Source organism: Streptomyces sp. NPDC058239, assembly GCF_042882185.1.
Lineage (GTDB): Bacteria > Actinomycetota > Actinomycetes > Streptomycetales > Streptomycetaceae > Streptomyces.
On the sequence record NZ_JBHVWS010000004.1, the window covers coordinates 48,979 to 68,775 of the forward strand.

Below are 19,797 nucleotides of genomic sequence, written 5' to 3' on the forward strand. Positions count from 1 at the left end.
TTCCCTCCCGGTCGGCCGCGCGGCCACGTCCGTGCTCAAGGCGCCGCAGGTGTCCGCGCCTCGGCCCGGTCGACGTAGCGGTGGGCCCAGGGCAGAGCCTCCTCCAGGGCCGCGGATATGCCGAGCAGGAGGTCCTCGCGGCCCCATCCGGCCGTGAGCGAAACCCCGAGCGGCAGGCCCTCGGAACTCCAGCCGAGGGGAAGGCTGATGGCCGGGAACCCGGTGGCGTTCGCGATCACGGTGTTGCCTGTGAAGGCGGTCATCGCGGCCAGCTCCGCCGCCGGATCCGCGTCGTTGCGGAGCCGGCCGATGAGCGTCGGAGGTGTCGTGACGGTCGGGGTGATCACGATGTCGGCGTCCGCGTAGTCGAGCGTCCAGGCCCGCGCGCGGGCCTGGACGACACCGATCGAGGCGGCCAGCTCGCCCGAGGTGAACTGCTTCGAGCCGGCCCGGAGATGGCGGACGACCGGACGCAGAGCCGCCTCGTCGAACGCCATGGTCCTGGCCCCGACCAGCGCGGTGAACATCACCCGGAAGCCCTCGGTGAACCCGGGGTCCGGCGCCTGGTCCCGGGCGAAGACGGCATGGCCGAGCCCGGCCAGCGTACGGGCGGTGAGTTCGGCGGCGGCGGCGACCTCGGCGTCCACGGGCGCCCCCGAGACCGAGCCCTGCGCGAGCGCCACCCGGAGCCGCGGGACAGGTGCGTCGCAGGCGCGCTCGTAGCTGTCGACGCGGGGCGGATGCACGGTGCCGACTCCGGTACGGGTGGTCAGCGCATCGAGGAACGCCGCGGTGTCGCGCACGGTGCGGGCGAGCGGCCCCCGTACGGAGAGCCCCATCCCGTCGTTGCCGTTCGGGCCCGCCGTGACGAGCCCACGGCTCGGTTTCAGCCCGACCACGCCGCAGGCGCTCGCGGGGGAGCGTACGGACCCGGCGGTGTCACTGCCCTGGGCGATCGGCACCAGCAGCGCACCGACCGCTGCCGCCGCACCGCCGCTGCTGCCGGCCGCGCTGCGGGTGAGGTCGAACGGGCTGCGCGCGGGGGCGGACACCTCGGGCTCGGTGTAGCAGGCGGCCCCGAACTCGGGAACGGTGGTCTTGCCCAGGCTGATCAGTCCGGCGTCGGCCATGACATCGACGATCTCGTCGTCGTGGTCGGGAATCCAGTCGCGCAGCAGCGCGGAACCCAGCGTGGTGCGTACGCCCGCGGTGGCCTCCAGGTCCTTGACGGCGGTGGGCACGCCGAACAGGCGCGGCAGTTCCGTGCGGTCCCGGGCGCGCAGGGTGCGTCCGGCCTCGGCCGCGGCGGCACGGGCCCGGTCCGCCGACACGGTGGTGAACGCACCCACCCGGTCGCCGTCCTCGATCCGGGCCAGCAGATGATCCACGACTTCGGCGGGAGTCGTGTCTCCGCGCTCGTAGGCGGTGGCCAGTTGGAGAGCCGTGAGGTCGTGCAACTGCGGCATGGATGCTCCCATTGCTGTTTCGTTACGCGTATCGATATGGTGACGGCATGGTGGTCGAGAAGGCAAGCACTGCGAAGAACGGCCGTCCCCGGGCGGTCACGCTCGACGCGATCCTGGACGCGGCGACCGAGATCGCCGACGAACGGGGTCTCGACGCGGTGACCTTCCGCGTGGTGGCCGACCGGCTGGATGTGTCGCCGATGGCGGTCCACCGCACGACGGGCGGCATCGACGCGCTCCAGCACGCGCTGGTGTCCCGGATCGTCGGCGAGGTGACCCGGTCCGTGGACTGGCCGGACGACTGGCGCGGCGTCGTCCGGCTGTTCGCGGACACGCTCCATGACCTGCTCATGCGGCACCCCGTCATCCTTGAGGCGCACCGCCGCGCCTCCCTCGTCGGGCCCGGCGCGGACGACGTCGCACTCCGGGTCGTCGCCGCGCTGCAGACCGCGGGACTCGACGAGGAGGCCGCCGTGTACGCGTACGGCGCCCTGCACGACTTCGTCACCGGCCATGTGGCGATCCACCTCGGCCGCGGCGATCCGCAGCAGCTCCAGCTCCCGCCCGAGCGCCGGGCCATGTCGGTGTTCGCCGACCACCACGACTACGACCGCCGGTTCGCCTACGGCCTCGACCTCGTCATCGGCGGGATCGCCGCTGCCGCCGCCCCCGTATCGCATGAGGAGCAGAGATGACCCCCTCCTTGCAGGATCTGCCCGGGACCGTCCGTCTGACGGCCCCCGGCGGGCGCCGTATCGCGTACTGCTCGTACGGGGACCTGGCCGCCCCGCCCGCGATCGTGCTCCACGGCACCCCCGGCAGCCGTTTCGAAGGCATGGCGCTGCGGCAGGCCGCGACGGAGGCGGGCGTCCGTCTGGTCTTCCCGGACCGCCCCGGATACGGCGAGACCGACCCCGTGCCCGGCCGTGGCTTCCACCGCTGGAACGACGACCTCCTGGCCCTGCTCGACCACCTCGGCCACGAACGGGCACCGCTCGTGGCGATATCGGGCGGCGGCGGATACGCGCTGTCCGCCGCCCAGGCGCACCCCGAGCGGGTGACGAAGCTGATCCTTGCGTGCGCCGCCGTTCCCGGAGCACCCCGACAGGCGTACGCGCGCCGGATCCCGATCGTGAAGTGGCTGGACAGGCTGGTGCGCTGGGCCCCGGTGATCGCCCGGCCGATGCTCGCGGGGACGGGGATCTTCAAGCGCATGAAAAGCCGTGAGCCGCACCTCGATGCCTGGCCGCTCGCCGACCAACTGATCATGAGGGAACCGGAGTTCCAGGAACTGTCGGAGCTGGACACCACCGAGGCCCGGCGCCAGGGCATGGACGCGGCCATGGCCGATCTCGCCGGATACTCCCGCCCGCTGCCCGAGTCGCTGGGATCGGTCCGGGTACCGACCGTGTTCCTCCACGGCGAGGCGGACGGCAACGTCCCCATCGAGGTGGCGCGCTGGGCGCACGCGCAGATCGACGGCGCCGAGCTGCGCACCGTCCCCGACGGCGGACACCTGTTCCTCCTCGAGGACCCGGACCCGCTCCTTCGGGAACTGACCGGCCCATTTCGCGGTGCAACTGTCGTGAAAGAAGGAGATGGCGGGCAGCGCTGACACTCCCCCTCTCCTGCCGGTGCGCTCGTCAGGATCGTCGCGGGGCCGTGCACGGCGACGGGGTCTGTGGACTTTCCGGGCCGCCTTCATCGCGCGCGGGCGCGCACGAAGAAGGCCACCTGCCCGGCCTCACCCCTTGAGGAACTCCGCACACCGGTAGGGGCCCAGCGCGGCGCCCTCGGACGGCCGCAGGGTGACCTCGACGTCGTCGGTCCTGACCTTCGGGTCGAGCACGGACTGGGCGCGCGCCAGCGTGCACACCAGTTGCCCCGTGCCCTGGTCGCGCCCCGACTCCGCATAGGGGCCGTCGAGGCGCACCGTGACGCGGGTGCCCGATCCGGTCACCGAATAGCCGCCGATCCGGACGAGAGAGGTGAGCCCCTCGCGCTGCTCGGCGGGTACCGGCCCATCGGCGAGCAGCTTCAGCACCGCGTTGAGGTCCTTGACCTCCTTGTCGATCAGGGGCACTGCGCGCAGCCCGCCGGCGGACGCGTAGTACAGCCGCATGCCGCGCGTCAGCCCGGACGCGGGCTCGCCCGCGCCTATCACTCCGGTCGGCTTGACGCCGCAGCCCATGAGAGCGATCCCCAGCGCGGCGACCACGACCCCCTGCCGGACCTTCACTCCGTCCCCTCTCCTGTACGTCGCAGGGGCAGCCGCAGCGTGAACACCGCGCCGCGCTGCGGTCCGTCGGCCACGTCGATCGTGCCGCCGTGCAGCCGTGCGTTCTCCAGCGCGATCGCAGTGCCGAGGCCGCTGCCCTGTCCGCTGTCGTCGGCCGCGCCACGCGTGCGGGCCGCGTCCGCCTTGTAGAACCGGTCGAAGACCCGCTCCCGAGCCCCCGGCGGCAGCCCGGGACCGTGGTCGGCGACCTCCAGCGTCACCCACTCCCCGTCCGCCTCGACGGTCGTCCCCAGGGTCACGGTGATGGGCGGGGCTCCGTGCCGCAGCGCGTTGCCCACCAGGTTGGCGACGATCACGTCGATGCGGCGCCGGTCGACCACCGCCCGTACGCCCTCGTGGAGGTGCGTCTGCACCCGGTCCGTCCAGCCGCGCAGCGCCAGCGACGCCCGTACGGTTTCGGCGAGGTCCGTCTCGGCCGCGTTCAGCCGTACCGCCTTGGCGTCGAAGCGGGAGATCTCCATCAGGTCCTCGACCAGCCGGGACAGCCGTGCCGTCTCCGCGCCGACGGTACGGGCCGCCCGCGCCGCGTCCGGCGGCAGCTGGTCGGCGTCCTCCTCCAGGACGGTCGCCACCATCGTCATCGCCGCGAGGGGGGTGCGCAGTTCGTGCGACACGTCCGCCACGAAGCGGCGTGCCTTCGCCTCCTGCTCGCGCAGTTCCGCGTCGGAAGCCTGGAGCGCGTCGGCGGTCTCGTTGAACGTCGTTGCCAGGTCGGCGAGTTCGTCGTGCCCGGTGACGGCGACCCGGCTGCCGAGGTCTCCGGCCGCGAGCTCACGGGTGGCCCGGCCCAGCTTCCGTACCGGACGAAGGACCGTCCCCGCGGCCAGCAGCGCCAGGACGGCGGCCAGCAGCACCACCGGCACGATGCCTGTGCGTACGGAGTCCAGCAGGGCGGCGGTGTCGTCGCGCTCGGCCCGCAGATCGGCGATCGCGTAGACCTCCAGGTCGGAGGTGCGGCGGTCCCCGTCGGCGTACGTGACGGGCGTGCCGACGACCAGATAGGGCTCGCCCCGCCACTGCACGCGCTGGAACGCGGCGTCGTCGCCGGTCATGACGGCGCTGCGCAGCTCGACGGTGATCCGGCCCTCCGTCTCGGCGAGCGAGTCGGAGACCGCGGTGAGGTCCTGGTAGCGGGCGACCACGATCTTCCCGCCGATGCCGTCCGAGACCTTCGCCGCGAACCGGGACAGCGACTGCTGGTCGGGCGGTACGTCGAAGTCGGCGGCGACCGCGCCGACCTGTTCCCGGAGGTCGTTCACGGCGGCGTTCTGGGTGCGCTGGAGGACGGCGGTACGGGCGTCCCGGTAGGCGAGGGCGGTCGCGGTCACTGCGCTGATCAGGGCGACGACGACGAAGGTGACGACGAGCCGGACGCGCAGCCCGCCGACGAGCCGCCAAGAGCGCCGCTTCGGGGCGACGCCGCGCCTGCCTTCGTCCCTACGGTTCACAGCGGCCCGAAGCGGTAGCCGAAGCCCCGCACCGTCTGTACGTAGCGCGGCTTCGCCGGTACGTCCTCGAGCCTGGCACGCAGCCGGCCGACCGCCGCGTCCACCAGCCGGGAGTCGCCCAGGTAGGTGTGGTCCCAGACGGATTCGAGGAGCTGCTCGCGGCTGAAGACCCGGCCGGGGGAGGCCGACAGTTCCAGCAGCAGCCGCAGTTCGGTGGGCGGCAGCGCGACCGGTGTGCCGTTCTTGGTGACGGTCAGCCCGGCGCGGTCGATCACCAGCCCGGCGAGATCGGCGTCCGAACGCTGTCGCGCGGACGGTTCCGCACGCCGCAGGGCGGCCCGGATGCGGGCCTCCAGGACGGGCGCGGTGACCGGCTTGACGACGTAGTCGTCGGCGCCCGCCTCCAGGCCGGTCACGATGTCCGAGTCGTCGCCGCGCGCGGTCAGCATGATGACCGGCAGGCTCGCCGAGCGGGCGCGGATGCGGCGGCACACCTCGAAGCCGTCCATGCCGGGCAGCATCAGGTCCAGTACGGCCAGTTCGACCCGCGCGCCCCGCTCCCCGGCCAGCAGGGCAAGGGCCTGCTCGCCGGTGGCGGCGGTGTCCACGTCGTACCCGTGACGGCGCAGCACGAGCTCCATTCCGTCCCGTACGGACGCGTCGTCCTCGATGAGCAGTACATGCGGCATGGGGCCGATTATGGGCACACGGGGACCGTTTCCGCCTACTCCGTACTGGGGGTGGACGCGCAGGCCGGGGGCATTGTTACGTTCCCATCATGTGGCCATGGACGGGCCATCATCTGCGGCGGCGAACGTGAAGCGCATGAGTTTCCTCAGGACGAACCCCCGCGCCACCGCCCGGCTGCGCATGGCCACCCTCGTGGCCGTGCCCGTACTCGCCTTCTCCGTCGCCTGCGGCGGCGGTGACGACAGTGCCGGCGGAGCGAAGAAGGACGACGCGATCGCCGACGTACCGGACGCGCCGACCGCGAGCGCCGAGAAGGGCGAGGACAAGCCGAGCACCCGGCCCGCGGGCAAGAGCGCCTTCTACGACGCCCAGATGAAGTACGTCCAGTGCATGCGTGTCAAGGGCGGCTACAAGGACTTCCCCGACCCCAAGCTCAGCGGGCACCTCGACTGGGCGAAGGTCGACGAGATCGGATCCCAGCCCGGCCGCAACGAGGGCATCAAGGGCGGCAAGAACGGCGTCTGCGTCAACGAGTTGCAGGCAGCCATGACGGCCGAGCCCAAGCGCGACCAGCAGAAGGACTACGAGTCGATGCTCGCGCACGCCAAGTGCATGCGGGACAACGGCGTCTCCAAGTTCACCAACCCGACCATGAGCGGCGGCAACGCCCAGCCGGGCGGCGACCCGAACCCGGCGTCTCCGTCCATCGACACGAAGTCGCCGTCGTACAAGCAGGCCCGCGAGGCGTGCAAGTCGAAGCTGCTCGACGGTCTGGACGGCATGCAGTGAAGCGCCGCACCGCCTTCCTCACGTTCGGTGCGGTGACCGTCGCCGCCGCCGTCACCGGGGGAGTCCTGTTCCTCGGCGACGGCGGCGACGCGGGCGCCTCCGGGAGGGGCGACGACCTGCCGCCCGCCACCGCCACCGTCGTACGCACCGACCTCGTGCAGTCCAAGACGGTCGACGGCAAGCTCGACTTCGCGCAGCGCCGCGCCGTCAAGTCCGCCGTCGAGGGCACCGTCACGGTGGCCGCTGCCGAAGGGAGGACGCTGACCATGGGGCAGGCACTGTACGAGCTGAACGACAAGCCCGTCACCCTCCTCTACGGGCCGGTCCCGATGTTTCGCGAGATGAAGGCGGGCGACCGGGGCAGCGACGTGCTCCAGCTGGAGCGCAATCTGCGCGACCTGGGGTACGGAGCGAATCTCTACGTCGATGCCCGGTACGACGAGAACACCGAGGCCGCCGTCAAGCAGTGGCAGAAGTCGCTGAACCGTGAGGCCACCGGCAAGGTCGGCAAGGGCGATGTCGTCTTCCAGCCGGACCGGGTCAAGGTCGTCACCGCGGACGCGGCGCTCGCCGACCAGGTCGGTCCGGACACGCCCGTACTGACGGTCGCCTCCACCAAGCCGGTCGTCCGCGCGCAGCTCGACCAGGGCGACGGCGCGCTCACCTCCCGGGGCACCAAGGTCGAGGTCACCCTGCCGAGCGGGAAGACGGCGACCGGCAAGGTGGCCCGGACGGTGCGCCCCGAGGCGTCCGCCGCGCAGAGCGATGCCGCGCAGAACGGCATCACCGTCGAGGTCGTCCTGGACGGCGGGGTGAGCGCCGCGTCCGGCGAGGACGCCAAGGCGTCGGCGAGCGTGAAGTTCGTCAGCGAGGCGCACAAGGGAGTCCTCGCGGTTCCCGTCGAGGCGGTCGTCGCCCTGCGCGGCGAGAACGGCGGCTACGGCCTCCAAGTCGTCCAGGGCGCCACCTCGAAGATGGTGCGGGTGGAGACGGGCATGACCGCCGACGGGCAGATCGAGGTCAGCGGCCCGGACGTGCGTGAGGGCCTGAAGGTCGGAGTGGCGAAGTCATGACGTCGGCTCCGGTGATCGAACTGCGGGACGCCACCAAGTCCTACCCCGGCGGCGTCCACGCCCTGCGCAGAGTGAACCTCACCGTCGAGGAGGGCGAACTGGTCGCCGTCGTCGGCCCGTCCGGCTCCGGCAAGTCCACGATGCTCAACGTCATGGGCACCCTCGACAAGCCCACCACGGGCACCGTCCGGGTCGCCGGGTACGACGTGTCCGAGCTCTCCGACTCCCGGCTCTCCGCACTGCGCGCCCGCCACATCGGCTTCGTGTTCCAGCACTTCCACCTGGCGGCGGGGCGCGACGCGGTGGACAACGTCGCCGACGGGCTGCTGTACGCGGGCGTGCCGCTGAAGGAACGGCGCACGCGTGCGCGGGAAGCGCTCGCCAAGGTGCGACTTGACCACCGCTGCTCGCACACGCCGAACGAGCTGTCCGGCGGCGAGAAGCAGCGCGTGGCCATCGCCCGCGCCCTGGTGGGAGATCCCCGGCTGCTGCTGGCGGACGAGCCGACCGGGGCGCTGGACACCGCGTCCGGCGAGATCGTCATGGAGCTGCTGCACGAGCTGAACGCGTCCGGCACCACCATCTGTGTGATCACCCACGACAACGAGATCGCGGACTCGCTGCCGCGCCGGGTCCGCTTCAAGGACGGCGAGATCGTCTCGGACTCGCGTTCCGGCGCGCGCTCCGCCTCCCGTACGGAAGAGGTCGGTTCATGAGGAACGACCTCCGGCCCTCCCGCCTCTCCCCCCGCGACATCCTGCGCGTCGGTGCGGTCGGCCTTCGCGCGCGTCGCGCGCGCGTGGTGCTCTCGGCGCTCGGCATCGCCATCGGTATCGCGACCATGGTCGCGGTCGTCGGCCTGTCCGAGTCGAGCCGGGCGGACCTGATGGCCCAGCTCGACCGCCTCGGCACCAACCTCCTCACCGCCGAGGCGGGCGAGGACGCCATGGGGCAGCCGATCAAGCTCCCCAAGAACGCGGTCGCGATGGTCGAGCGCGTCGGCCCGGTGCAGCACGCCACGGCCACCGCCGACGTCGACGCCCGCATCCGCCGCAGCGACGTGGTCCCCGAGGAGCGCACGGCCGGCGTCACCACCCAGGCGGCCCGCATCGACCTGCTGTCCGCGCTCGGCGGCGAGGTCGACAAGGGCGTCTGGCTGAATCCGGTCGGCGAACGCCTCCCGACGACGGTCCTCGGCGCGGTGGCGGCGGACCGCCTCGGCATCACCCGCACCGGCGAGACGATCATGATGAACGACACGCGCGTGGTCGTCGTGGGCATCCTCAAACCGATCGAACTGGTCCCCAACCTGGACCGGGTGGCCATGGTCGGATTCCCCGCCGCCGAGCGTTACTTCGGCTTCGACGGCCACCCCACCACCATCTTCGAGCGCTCCACGGACGCCTCGGTGGAGGACGTACGGGCCGTCCTGGCCCGCACCATCAGCCCCGGCAACGAGGCGGGCGTCAAGGTCTCCCGCCCCTCGGACGCGCTGGCCGCCAAGGCCGCCACCGACGAGGGCCTGACGAACCTGATGCTCGGCCTGGGCGCGGTGGCCCTCCTGGTCGGCGGTGTGGGCGTCGCCAACACCATGGTCATCTCCGTCCTGGAGCGCCGCCAGGAGATCGGTCTGCGCCGCTCGCTGGGCGCTACCCGGGGCGCGATCCGGCTCCAGTTCCTGACCGAGTCGCTGCTGCTGTCGGCGCTGGGCGGGGCGACGGGCGCGGTGCTGGGCGCGGCGGCGACGTACGGCTTCGCGCGGGTCCAGGGGTGGACGGCGGTGGTCCCGCTCTGGTCCCTGGCGGGCGGTCTGGCCGCCACCCTCGTGATCGGCGTGGTCGCGGGCCTCTATCCGGCGATCCGCGCCTCCCGTCTCCACCCGACGGTGGCTCTGAACGCGACGTGACGCGGCGGCGTACGGGGTGCTGTCTTGAGGCGGCGCCCCGTAAGTACCGCCTGCCCCCACTTTGAACGGGCGTGGGTGCGACAACGTCATGACGACTGCCCCGATACGTCGGCGTGTGGGGCGACCGTGCCCGTGATGAACCGGCGGAACGCGGTGAACTTCTCGGAGAGCCCCCGGCCCTCCCGTACGCCCCCAGTTGCGTCGCGACCGGTGTGAGGATGGCTGTCATGACATGGACGGCACCCCGCATCGAACGTACGACAGCCGACGGCGACCAGCTGAAGTCCCGAGCACCGCGGACGAGCGAGCCTTGCTGGAAGGCCGGCTCCGACGGCACCGGGAGACGCTGCTCACCAAGTGCGCCGGGCTCGACCCGGAGCGGCCGGCGCACACCGCCGCCGAGCCGTCGAACAGCCCCTCAGCCGTCCGTCCCGGACGGATACACCGCCGCATAGGCCGAACGGAACAGGGCGGTGACCTCCTGGCCGCTGAGCCCCTGAGACCGCGCCTCGTCCAGCCACCGGGCGAGTGAGGCACGCAACGGGGAGTCGGGTGCCTCCTGGGCCGGGGCGAGGGAACGGGTGATGAAGGTGCCCGCTCCCTGCCGGACCTCGGCCAGGCCCGCGCGCTCCAGCTCGCGGTACGCCTTCAGGGTCGTGTTCGGGTTGACCTTGGTCTCCGCCGCGACCTGCGCGGCCGTGGGCAGCCGGTCACCCTCCTCCAGGGCGCCCATCCGCAGCGCCTGTTCGACCTGCCGAACGATCTGGAGGTACGTCGCCACTCCGCTGCGTCTGTCGATTCGGAATACGACCACCGTCTTCACCTCCCTTTGAACTGCCGAAACGATACGTACCTGCGGCGGTTTGTCCTAAAGGGGGTTCCTGGAGACCCGCCACAGGGTGAACGCGGTGAGCGCGGCGGTGGCCGCGAGCAGGATGCCTGCACCGGTCCACTGCATGGACGGCATCTGGTCGTAACCGAGGTACTCGATGACGTTGTTGACGATGCCGTGCTCCTTGATGCAGGCGTCCGAGGCCGCTTCGGTGGTCTTGGCGCAGAGCCCCCAGCCGTAGAGATGGCCGTCGGCGGAGCCGATCCAGCGGTCCAGTTCGTGCGACTCGTTCAGCCGTGCGGGCATGTCGCCGTCGAGCGGGTAGGTGAGCATGCGCGACGGCGCGAGAAGTACGCGCATCTCGCCCCAGACGACCTCGACGATCGCGGCGAAGACGAACGTGACCAGCATGGACGCGAGGACACGGCGCAGCAGCATGCCGATGGTGATGCCGGCGGCGGTCAGGAAGAGGCAGAGCGCGGGGAGCACCGGACCGGTGTTGTCGAAGACCGGTCCGTCCGGCCACAGGCTGGGGAACACCGATCGGTAGGGCTTCCACCACCAGGTGAAGAACGCCGAGAGCACCGCACCGGACACGAGCACCGCCGCGTAGCACCAGACGAGCTTTGCCGCCAGCCAGCGACGTCGGGACACGGACTGGGTGCTGACCAGCTGCGCGGTGCCGTGCTCCTGATCGCCCGCGATCAGCGGGGCGCCGAGGAAGACGGCGAGGATCACGGGCAGCGCGCTCAGGGCCGTGACGGTGAGACTGAGTCCCGTTGAGGCGAAGGTCGGCTGCGCCAGCTCCTTCTCCGGCCAGCCCGCGGCTTCGAGTGTCTGGCTCATCCGGCCGCGCTGGTACGCGATCCAGATCGAGCCGAGGACCATCACGGCGAGCACGGTGAGCAGCGCGGCCCGGTGCTGACGTACGACGAGCCAGTTCAGCCCGCGCAGCAGGCGGAGCCCGGGCGCCCGTCCGGTTCGGGGCGTCTCGGTCAGGGTGGCGCTCATGAGGTGTGGATCCCTTCGGCCTCGATACGGGCACCGGGTGTGAACAACGGAGGAGCGTCCGACGAGCGCAGATGCGCCAGCAGTACTTCTTCCAGGCTGGGTTCGGCGACCACCCAGTCAGGCGACAGCGGGCCGTTCGGCCGCACCAGCGCGTGGAACTGCCTGCCCTGGACACGGGCTTCGATCACCGTGTGGGGAGCCAGCGAGGCGGCCGGATCCCCGCCGGTGGCGAGTCCCGTGACCAGCGCGTGGGCCGGGACGAGGGCGTCCGCGTCGCCCGCCATCCGGATCCTGCCCTCGGCGAGGACCAGCAGGTAGTCGCACATGTCCTCCAGCTCGGACAGCATGTGCGAGGACATCACCACCGTGGTGCCGCGCTCCACGGCCTCCGACATCAGGAGGGTACTCATGTCGTGGCGGGCCAGCGGGTCGAGGTCGGACATCGGCTCGTCGAGCAGCAGCAGGTCGGGCCGCTTGCCGAAGGCGAGCGCGAACGCGACTCGGGTGCGCTGGCCACCGGAGAGAGTGCCGATACGGGCGTGCATCGGCACCTGGCCCGACCGTACGATCCGCTCCGCCGCGACCATGTCCCAGCCGGGATTGAGCTCGCTGCCCAGACGCAGCGTCTCCGCCACGGTGAACCGCTTGAACAGTGGTTTGTCCTGCCCGAGGAAGGCGAATCTCGGCATCACCGCGGGATCGTCCACCGGCACGCCGAAGATGTGGAGTTCGCCCTCTGTCGGCTGCACCTGCCGGGTCGCGAGTCCCAACAGGGTGCTCTTCCCGGCCCCGTTGGGGCCGACGAGACCGCAGATCCGCCCGGCCGGAAGCCGGAACGAGCAGTCGCGCAGCGCCCAGCCGCGACGGTAGCGCCTACCCAGGCCGCGGGCCTCCAGCGCCCATGCGCCGGACGCGCCACCCGGAGTGAATGCGTCTGCCATGCACTTCGCCTCAATTCCATTAGTCAATTAATGGAATGATGGTCTCGGCGAAGGAGGACTGTCAAGGCGACGCAAGCGGGCACGCGCACCGGCCGGGCGCCGCGGCGTCCGGAATGCACCTGTTCGGGGTGCGGGAAGCACTCTCTTCGGAGGACTGGACCATTGAACGTATCTGTGGCTCTGGCCTGGCGGTTCCTCGGCGCGTAGCGTGAGCCCGCATGAAGATCCTGATCAGCGCGGACATGGAAGGCGCCACAGGTGTGACGTGGCCGGCCGATGTGCTGCCGGGCACCCCCCAGTGGGAGCGGTGCCGTTCCATGTTCACCTCCGACGTGAACGCGGCGGCGCTCGGCTTCTACGACGGCGGCGCCGACGAGGTGCTCATCAACGAGGCCCACTGGTCCATGCGCAACCTCCTGCTGGAGCAGCTCGACGACCGGGTCCAGATGCTCACCGGCAGGCACAAGTCCCTCTCCATGGTGGAGGGCATCCAGCACGGCGACGTCGATGCCGTCGCCTTCGTCGGCTACCACACGGGCGCCGGTACGGAGGGGGTCCTCGCCCATACGTATCTGGCGAACTCCATCACCGGGGTCTGGCTCAACGGCGCCCGGGCCAGTGAGGGGCTCCTCAACGCGCATGTCGTGGCCGAGTACGGCGTTCCCGTCGTCCTTGTCACCGGCGACGACCTGACCTGTGTGGACGCGGACGGGTATGCCCCCGCGGCCCGCAAGGTCGCGGTGAAGGACTATGTGTCGCGGTACGCGGCGGTGTGCCGCACCCCGGCCCGTACCGCCGCGGACATCCGTGCGGCGGCCAAGGAGGCGACCGCACTCGCCGTGCGGCACACCCCGGTGGAGGGCGGCCCCTTCACCGTCGAGCTGGAGTTCGACGCCGAGCATCTGGCCGCGGCGGCAACCGTGGTCCCCGGCGTGGCGCCCAGCGGTGAACGGCGCGTCGCCTACACCAGCGCGACGATGTACGAAGGTATCCGCACGTTCAAGGCGGTGACGACGATCGTGTCGTCCGCCGTGGAGGAACAGTATGGCTGAGGCGACCCGTCCCCAGGAGAGCGCCGAGAGCGCCGAGAGCGCCGAGAGCGCCGAGAGCGTCGAGAGCGTCGACGAGCGGGCGCTCGAGGAATCGGTGACGTTCACTTCCGAACTGATCCGGATCGACACCACCAACCGCGGCGGCGGCGACTGCCTGGAACGCCCGGCCGCCGAGTACGTCGCCGAGCGGCTGGCCGCCGCCGGGCTGGAACCCACCCTGCTGGAACGCACCCAGGGGCGCACCAACGTGGTGGCCCGGATCGCGGGCACCGACCCGTCCGCCGACGCCCTGCTCGTACACGGCCATCTCGACGTCGTCCCGGCCGAGGCCGGCGACTGGACCGTGCACCCCTTCTCCGGGGAGGTCCGCGACGGTGTCGTCTGGGGGCGCGGCGCCATCGACATGAAGAACATGGACGCGATGGTCCTGGCCGTCGTCCGGGCCTGGGCGCGGACCGGCGTCCGGCCCCGCCGCGACATCGTGATCGCGTACACCGCCGATGAGGAGGCCAGCGCCGAGGACGGCTCCGGCTTCCTCGCCGACCGGCACGCGGAACTCTTCGAAGGGTGTACGGAGGGCATCAGCGAATCCGGCGCCTTCACCTTCCACGCCGGTCAGGACATGGCGCTCTACCCGATCGCCGCCGGTGAGCGCGGCACCGCCTGGCTGAAACTCACCGCGCACGGCAAGGCGGGGCACGGCTCCAAGGTCAACAAGGCCAACGCGGTCAGCGCACTCGCCGCGGCCGTCGCCAGGATCGGCGAGCACCGATGGCCGGTCCGGCTCACTCCGACCGTGCGCGCCGCGCTCACCGAGATCGCCGCGCTGCACGGCATCCGCCCCGACCTCGACGCCCCCGGCTTCGACGTGGACGAGCTCCTCGGCAAGCTCGGACCGGCCGCCGCCCTGGTCGAGCCGACCGTCCGCAACAGTTCCAACCCGACCGTGCTGGAGGCCGGGTACAAGGTCAATGTGATCCCGGGCCACGCCACCGCCTTCATCGACGGCCGGATGGTGCCCGGCGGCGAGGACGAGTTCCGCACCACCCTGGACGGGCTGACCGGACCCGATGTCGACTGGGAGTTCCACCACCGCGAGGTCCCGCTGCAGGCCCCGGTCGACTCGCCGACCTTCGCGAAGCTGCGCGCCGCCGTCGAACGCTTCGACCCGCACGGCCACGTCGTGCCGTACTGCATGTCCGGCGGCACGGACGCCAAGCAGTTCTCCCGGCTCGGCATCACCGGCTACGGCTTCTCACCGCTGAAGCTGCCCGCCGGCTTCGACTACCAGGCGCTGTTCCACGGCGTCGACGAACGCGTCCCCGTCGAGGCACTGCACTTCGGCGTCCGCGTCCTCGATCACTATCTGCGCACGGCCTGACCCGGTACGGGGGGAATTGATCATGATGTCCACAGCGGCCCACGGAACGTGGCCGTCACCGATCGACGCACGGCTGGCCGCCTCCAACGACGGCCGTCCGGAGTACGTCGGCGTGGTCGGCGACGAGGTGTGGTGGACGGAACCGCGCCCCGCCGAGGCGGGCCGCCGCGCCCTGATCCGCCGCCGGGCGGACGGCACCAGCACCTGTGTCCTGCCCGCTCCGTGGAACGTACGGAGCCGGGTCATCGAGTACGGCGGACAGCCCTGGGCCGGTGCCGCACGCACCGAGGGCGGCCCGCTGATCGTCTTCGTCGACTTCGCCGACCAGCGTCTGTACGCATACGCCCCCGACGGGCCCGGCGAACCCTGGCCACTCACCCCGGTCTCGGCCGTCGGCGGCGGACTGCGCTGGGTCGACCCGCAGCTCCACCTCGACCGGGGCGAACGGGGCGAAGTCTGGTGCGTCCTGGAGGAGTTCACCGGCGAGTCACCCACCGATCTGCGCCGGGTGGCCGCCGCCGTACCGCTGGACGGCTCGGCGGCCGAAGACCGCTCCGCGGTGCGTGAACTCACCGACGACAGCCACCGCTTCGTCACCGGACCGAAGCTCTCGCCCGACGGGCGACGGGCGGCCTGGATCGCCTGGGACCATCCGCGGATGCCGTGGGACGGCACCGAGGTGATGCTCGCGGACGTCGCCGACGACGGTACGTTCCACCACACCCGCAGTTTCGGCGGCGGCCCCGGGGAATCGGTGCCGCAGATCGAATGGGGCGCCGACGGACAACTCCTCTTCGCCGGCGACCGCAGCGGCTGGTGGAACCTGTATCGCGCCGACCCGCACCGGGGCACGGTCGCGCTCTGCCCCCGGGAGCAGGAGTTCGCCGGACCGCTCTGGAAGATCGGCCTCAGCTGGTTCCGGCCGCTGGAGAACGGCCTGATCGCCACCGTCCACGGCCGGGGCACCACCACGCTCGGCATACTCGACCCGGAGACCGGCGAACTCGTCGACGTCGCCGGGCCCTGGACCGAATGGGCCGAGTCGCTCGCCGTGCACGGCAGCCGGATCATCGGCATCGCCGCGAGCCCGTACAGCGCCTACGAGGTCGTCGAGCTGGACACCGCGACCGGCCGCACCCGGATCATCGGCACACCGCACGAGGACGCCGTCGACCCCGCCTACTACCCGCAGCCCGAGGACCGCACCTTCACCGGGCCCGACGGCCGGGAGATCCACGCCCACATCTACCCGCCGCGGAGCCCCGACCGGGCCGGCCCCGACGGTGAACTGCCGCCCTATGTGGTCTGGGCGCACGGCGGCCCCACCGGCCATGCCGCGCTCGTCCTCGACCTGGAGATCGCCTACTTCACCTCGCGCGGTATCGGCGTCGCCGAGGTCAACTACGGCGGCTCCACCGGCTACGGCAGGGCCTACCGCAACCGGCTGCGCGAACAGTGGGGCGTCGTCGACGTCGAGGACTGCGCGGCCGTCGCCGAAGCGCTGGCCGCCGAGGGTACGGCCGACCGGCAGCGGCTCGCCATCCGGGGCGGCAGCGCCGGCGGCTGGACCGCCGCCGCCTCGCTGACCGGCACCGATGTCTACGCCTGCGGCACGATCATCTACCCGATCCTCGATCTGACCGGCTGGGGCACGGATGAGACCCATGACTTCGAGTCGCAGTATCTTGAGTCCCTGGTGGGCCCGCTCGCCGAAGTCCCGGCGCGCTACCGCGAACGGTCGCCGGTCACCCGCACCGACCATCTGACCACGCCCTTCCTCCTGCTCCAGGGGCTGGACGATCCGATCTGCCCGCCCGTCCAGTGCGAGCGGTTCCTGGCCGAGGTCGAGGGGCGCGGAATTCCGCACGCGTATCTCACCTTCGAGGGGGAGGGGCACGGGTTCCGGCGCGCCGACACCATGATCCGTGCCCTGGAGGCGGAACTCTCCCTGTACGGCCAGACTTTCGGCATCGACTGTCCCGACGTACCGAGGCTGGAGCTGAAGAAGTGACCCTCGCCCCCCTGACCCGCCCCGCCCGACTGCGTCCGGGTGCCAGGATCGCCGTCGTGTCACCGAGCGGGCCGGTGCCCGCCGACCGCCTGGAGGCGGGTCTCGACGTGCTGCGCGGCTGGGGACTCGACCCCGTCGAAGCACCCCATGTCCGCGACGTGCACCCGGAGTTGGACTACCTCGCCGGTGCGGACGAGGTGCGGGCCCGGGACCTCCAGGAGGCCTGGTGCGATCCGTCCGTCGACGCGGTGATCTGTGCCCGGGGCGGGTACGGCGTGCACCGCATGGTCGACCTGGTCGACTGGGCGGCGATGCGCGCGGCCGGGCCCAAGGTGTTCATCGGCTACAGCGACATCACCGTGCTCCACGAGGCGTTCGCCCAGCGCATGGGGCTCGCCACGCTGCACGGCCCGATGGCGGGCACCGAGACCTTCCTCAAGGACCCGGACACCCAGGAGTCCCTGCGGGCCACCCTGTTCGAGCCCGAGTCGGTGCGCACCCTCGGCCTGCCCACGGCGCGGGTGCTGGTCCCCGGCAGTGCCCGAGGCATCACCTACGGCGGCTGTGTGAGCCTGCTCGCCGCCGACATCGGTACCCCGCACGCCCGGACGTCCGCCCGGGGCGGGCTGCTGATCATCGAGGACACCACCGAGGACCCGTACAACATCGACCGCATCCTCACCCAACTGCTGAGGTCCCAGGCGCTCGACGGGATTGCGGGAGTGGCCTGCGGTTCCTGGGCGGGCTGCGGCCCGTACGAGAAGGTGCGGGCGGTCCTCGCCGACCGGCTCGGCCCGCTGGGCGTACCCGTTGTCGAGGAGCTGGGCTTCGGGCACGGACCGACGGCGCTCACGATTCCGCTCGGCGTGCCCGCCGTGCTGGACGCGCCGGCCGGCGGCGGCCCCGCCACGCTCACCATCGAGGTGCCCGCGCTGGTCTGAACAGCCGTGAATCGCGAAGAAGTTGAGCATCATTCAGGAAACTCCGCCCCGAGCGTTGACATCGCTATGACACGTGTCACAGCATGAGCGCGGCCAGTTACCTACTGGTCGGTAAGGCGCCCTCGGTGTGGAGGTCTTCGTGTCACGTGCTGTTTCCCGCCCTCGGTCCGGGTACCGGACACTCTCCCGGAAGTCGGTCGCGTTCGTGGCCGGAGCCGCGCTCGCCGCACCGCTGGTCCTCACCGGTGCGGCGCACGCAACCGCCGCCGAGACCTCCCAATACACCGTCACCCCCCTGAAGTTCACCATTCAGGCGGGCGGCCGCTCCTGCACCGTCGACGCCGACCTGTACCGCCCCGCCGGGGCCGACGCGCAGCACCCCGCCCCCGCCGTCCTGGCCACCAACGGCTTCGGCGGCAGCAAATCGGACGGCTCGGCCGGCGCGATCGGCAAGGCCTTCGCCTCCCGCGGCTATGTCGGCCTCGTCTACTCCGGCCTCGGCTTCGGTAAATCCGGCTGCCTCATCACGCTCGACGACCCGGCCATCGACGGAAAGGCGGCCGCCGGACTCATCGACTTCCTCGCCGGGACGCGCGCCGCCGACGACGGCACGAAGGCCGACTACGTCACCAAGGACGGCAAGGGCGACCCCAGGGTCGGCATGATCGGCGGCTCGTACGGCGGCGCCGTCCAGATGGCCACCGCGGCCGTCGACCACCGCGTCGACGCCCTCGTACCGCTGATCACCTGGAACGACCTCGCCTACGCGCTCGCCCCCAACAACACCGCTGCGCGCAAGGGTGTTTCGTCCGACACCGCCGGTGTCTTCAAGTGGCAGTGGACCAACGGCTTCTACCTGCTGGGGGAGGGGCAGACGATCCTCAACGCGAGCCTCGACCCGTCCCGCTTCGGCAGCCTCACCTGTCTGCACTTCGCACCACAGGCCTGCGACACCATCCGGCTGCTCAACTCCGGCCGCTACCCCGCGGACAGGACCGCCGCGATGCTCGACTACGCGCGCAGCGTCTCACCCGTCGACTACCTCAGCAGGGTCAAGGCGCCCACCCTGCTCGTCCAGGGCCAGGCCGACAGCCTGTTCAACCTGAACGAGGCCACCGCCACGTACAAGACCCTCAAGGAGCAGGGCACCACGACCAAGATGATCTGGCAGGCCTGGGGGCACAGCGGCGGGCAGGTACCCGGTGAACTCGACCTGGGCCAGGGCAATCTGGAGACCAGCTACGTCGGACAGCGCGTCCTCGCCTGGTTCGACCGCTACCTCCAGCACAAGAAGAACACCGACACCGGGCCCGAGTTCGCCTACTACCGCGACTGGAAGAGCGGTTACGGCACAGCGGCTGCAGTACCGGCCCCGAGCCGGAAGATGTACCTCTCCGGCGACGGCAAGCTCGTCGACAACCGTTCCAAGGTCACCCGGGGCAGCCGCCAGTACGCCAACTGGCTCGTACCGACCAGTCATTCGGAGAGCTCGCTCGCCGGACTCATCGGGCTGCCCGACCCCAAGCCGTACGACACCAAGGGCACCTATCTCGGCTGGACCAGCGCCCCGCTGGCCTCCGCCGTCGATGTCGTCGGCGCGCCGAAGGCCACCCTGAAGGTCGTCTCGCCGAGGACGGAGCGCGTACAGAACAGCGGGGACGCCGCCGACAAGCTCGTCCTGTTCGCCAAGGTGTACGACGTGGCGCCGGACGGTACCAGGACACTGGTGAACCGGCTCGTCTCCCCGGTGCGCGTGCCCGACGTCACCCGCTCGTTCACCGTGCAACTGCCGGGCATCGTCCACCGGTACGAGGCGGGGCACAGGCTCGAATTCGTGATCGCGGCGAGTGACAGCGCCTACTCGGGCAACCGCGGCATCAAGCCCGTCACGGTCGTCAGCGCCCCTGAGGACACCGGTGTGCTGGAGCTTCCGGTGGTCGGCGACCGGGTGGAGTGA

Annotated in this window: 18 protein-coding genes; 11 read left to right on the forward strand and 7 right to left on the reverse strand. The window is 71.3% G+C overall.

Annotation, left to right across the window (positions count from 1 at the left end; genetic code table 11):
- Positions 1–35 precede the first annotated feature (35 nt).
- A complete protein-coding gene (locus tag ACFVYE_RS07365; protein WP_383960216.1) occupies positions 36–1,466 on the reverse strand; it encodes an amidase in 1,431 nt (476 codons plus the stop codon).
- Positions 1,467–1,513: 47 nt separating this feature from the next.
- On the opposite strand from ACFVYE_RS07365, the gene ACFVYE_RS07370 reads away from it, so the two are divergent.
- The gene (locus ACFVYE_RS07370) at positions 1,514–2,161 is read left to right on the forward strand and encodes a TetR/AcrR family transcriptional regulator (RefSeq protein ID WP_389604503.1); all 648 of its coding nucleotides are present in this window, start codon (positions 1,514–1,516) and stop codon (positions 2,159–2,161) included.
- Positions 2,158–3,081, forward strand: a complete 924-nt coding sequence (locus ACFVYE_RS07375) for an alpha/beta fold hydrolase (RefSeq protein WP_389604505.1) — start codon at positions 2,158–2,160, stop codon at positions 3,079–3,081. Before ACFVYE_RS07370 ends, ACFVYE_RS07375 begins: the two co-directional genes overlap by 4 nt.
- A gap of 129 nt (positions 3,082–3,210) precedes the next feature.
- On the opposite strand, the gene ACFVYE_RS07380 is transcribed toward ACFVYE_RS07375, so the two are convergent.
- From ACFVYE_RS07380 to ACFVYE_RS07390, 3 genes are read right to left on the reverse strand one after another with little or no spacing between them, the layout of a single operon-like run.
- On the reverse strand, positions 3,211–3,705 hold the full coding sequence (locus ACFVYE_RS07380) for a hypothetical protein (RefSeq protein ID WP_383960207.1): 495 nt from the start codon (positions 3,703–3,705) through the stop codon (positions 3,211–3,213).
- Positions 3,702–5,213, reverse strand: coding sequence for an ATP-binding protein (locus ACFVYE_RS07385; protein WP_383960204.1), 1,512 nt, complete (start codon positions 5,211–5,213; stop codon positions 3,702–3,704). The genes ACFVYE_RS07380 and ACFVYE_RS07385 overlap by 4 nt, the downstream gene beginning before the upstream one ends.
- Positions 5,210–5,902, reverse strand: coding sequence for a response regulator (locus ACFVYE_RS07390; RefSeq protein ID WP_383960201.1), 693 nt, complete (start codon positions 5,900–5,902; stop codon positions 5,210–5,212). Before ACFVYE_RS07390 ends, ACFVYE_RS07385 begins: the two co-directional genes overlap by 4 nt.
- 136 nt (positions 5,903–6,038) lie before the next feature.
- Here ACFVYE_RS07390 and ACFVYE_RS07395 point away from each other — a divergent pair, with 136 nt between their 5' ends.
- The 4 genes from ACFVYE_RS07395 to ACFVYE_RS07410 are packed head-to-tail and all read left to right on the forward strand — an operon-like array spanning position 6,039 to position 9,671.
- The gene (locus tag ACFVYE_RS07395) at positions 6,039–6,692 is read left to right on the forward strand and encodes a hypothetical protein (protein WP_383960198.1); all 654 of its coding nucleotides are present in this window, start codon (positions 6,039–6,041) and stop codon (positions 6,690–6,692) included.
- Positions 6,689–7,765, forward strand: a complete 1,077-nt coding sequence (locus tag ACFVYE_RS07400; protein WP_389604508.1) for a peptidoglycan-binding protein — start codon at positions 6,689–6,691, stop codon at positions 7,763–7,765. Before ACFVYE_RS07395 ends, ACFVYE_RS07400 begins: the two co-directional genes overlap by 4 nt.
- On the forward strand, positions 7,762–8,481 hold the full coding sequence (locus ACFVYE_RS07405; RefSeq protein ID WP_383960192.1) for an ABC transporter ATP-binding protein: 720 nt from the start codon (positions 7,762–7,764) through the stop codon (positions 8,479–8,481). The genes ACFVYE_RS07400 and ACFVYE_RS07405 overlap by 4 nt, the downstream gene beginning before the upstream one ends.
- Positions 8,478–9,671, forward strand: coding sequence for an ABC transporter permease (locus tag ACFVYE_RS07410; protein WP_389604510.1), 1,194 nt, complete (start codon positions 8,478–8,480; stop codon positions 9,669–9,671). The genes ACFVYE_RS07405 and ACFVYE_RS07410 overlap by 4 nt, the downstream gene beginning before the upstream one ends.
- 418 nt (positions 9,672–10,089) lie before the next feature.
- Here the strand turns inward: ACFVYE_RS07410 and ACFVYE_RS07415 are convergent, their stop codons facing one another.
- The 3 genes from ACFVYE_RS07415 to ACFVYE_RS07425 are packed head-to-tail and all read right to left on the reverse strand — an operon-like array spanning position 10,090 to position 12,455.
- Positions 10,090–10,494: a GntR family transcriptional regulator gene (locus tag ACFVYE_RS07415; protein ID WP_383960187.1), complete on the reverse strand. Its 405-nt coding sequence runs from the start codon at positions 10,492–10,494 to the stop codon at positions 10,090–10,092.
- Positions 10,495–10,539: 45 nt separating this feature from the next.
- Entirely contained in the window at positions 10,540–11,514 is a 975-nt protein-coding gene (locus tag ACFVYE_RS07420) for an ABC transporter permease (RefSeq protein WP_389604512.1), read from the reverse strand.
- The gene (locus ACFVYE_RS07425; RefSeq protein WP_383960181.1) at positions 11,511–12,455 is read right to left on the reverse strand and encodes an ABC transporter ATP-binding protein; all 945 of its coding nucleotides are present in this window, start codon (positions 12,453–12,455) and stop codon (positions 11,511–11,513) included. Before ACFVYE_RS07425 ends, ACFVYE_RS07420 begins: the two co-directional genes overlap by 4 nt.
- A 218-nt stretch (positions 12,456–12,673) precedes the next feature.
- On the opposite strand from ACFVYE_RS07425, the gene ACFVYE_RS07430 reads away from it, so the two are divergent.
- The 5 genes from ACFVYE_RS07430 to ACFVYE_RS07450 all read left to right on the forward strand — a co-directional run bounded on the left by ACFVYE_RS07430 (position 12,674) and on the right by ACFVYE_RS07450 (position 19,797).
- Complete coding sequence (locus ACFVYE_RS07430) at positions 12,674–13,507, forward strand: M55 family metallopeptidase (RefSeq protein ID WP_383960178.1); 834 nt, start codon at positions 12,674–12,676, stop codon at positions 13,505–13,507.
- Positions 13,500–14,888 (forward strand): M20/M25/M40 family metallo-hydrolase, encoded by a 1,389-nt coding sequence (locus ACFVYE_RS07435; protein ID WP_389604515.1) that lies wholly within the window; start codon positions 13,500–13,502, stop codon positions 14,886–14,888. The genes ACFVYE_RS07430 and ACFVYE_RS07435 overlap by 8 nt, the downstream gene beginning before the upstream one ends.
- A gap of 22 nt (positions 14,889–14,910) precedes the next feature.
- Entirely contained in the window at positions 14,911–16,899 is a 1,989-nt protein-coding gene (locus ACFVYE_RS07440) for a prolyl oligopeptidase family serine peptidase (RefSeq protein ID WP_389604517.1), read from the forward strand.
- Positions 16,896–17,840, forward strand: a complete 945-nt coding sequence (locus tag ACFVYE_RS07445; RefSeq protein ID WP_383960170.1) for an LD-carboxypeptidase — start codon at positions 16,896–16,898, stop codon at positions 17,838–17,840. Before ACFVYE_RS07440 ends, ACFVYE_RS07445 begins: the two co-directional genes overlap by 4 nt.
- A gap of 127 nt (positions 17,841–17,967) precedes the next feature.
- Positions 17,968–19,797, forward strand: coding sequence for a CocE/NonD family hydrolase (locus tag ACFVYE_RS07450; protein ID WP_383960167.1), 1,830 nt, complete (start codon positions 17,968–17,970; stop codon positions 19,795–19,797).